Source organism: Xenorhabdus sp. KK7.4 (genome assembly GCF_963876465.1).
Classification (GTDB): domain Bacteria; phylum Pseudomonadota; class Gammaproteobacteria; order Enterobacterales; family Enterobacteriaceae; genus Xenorhabdus; species Xenorhabdus stockiae.
The window spans coordinates 1-341 of sequence record NZ_CAWNQF010000053.1; the positions used below are offsets into that span (position 1 = coordinate 1).

Annotated in this window: 1 protein-coding gene; it reads left to right on the plus strand. The window is 56.0% G+C overall.

The features are described 5' to 3' along the window. Positions 1 to 341 (plus strand): hypothetical protein (locus AACS90_RS05625; protein WP_153043723.1); only part of this gene is annotated, 341 nt, incomplete at both ends.

Below are 341 nucleotides of genomic sequence, written 5' to 3' on the forward strand. Positions count from 1 at the left end.
GGCTGCTGGCCCTCAGTTATCACCATCTGGTCAGCGACCATATGACGCTGGCGCTGATAGTGGCGGAAATTCAGCAGCTATTACAGGGACAGGCGGACAGGCTGTCTCCCCCCTTGCCGTACCGCAATTTTATTGCCCAGACCCTGCGCGTACCGGCCTCAGTCCATGAGGCGTATTTTCGTGAACAGCTGGCTGATATTGATGCGCCTACCGCGCCGTTTGGCCTGCTTAATGTACAGGAGGATGGCACTGACATAGCAGGAGCTCATTTGCCTCTGGATAGTACACTGGCCAATACCTTGCGCGAGCAGGCCCGTTGTTTAGGTATCAGTCCCAGTGTG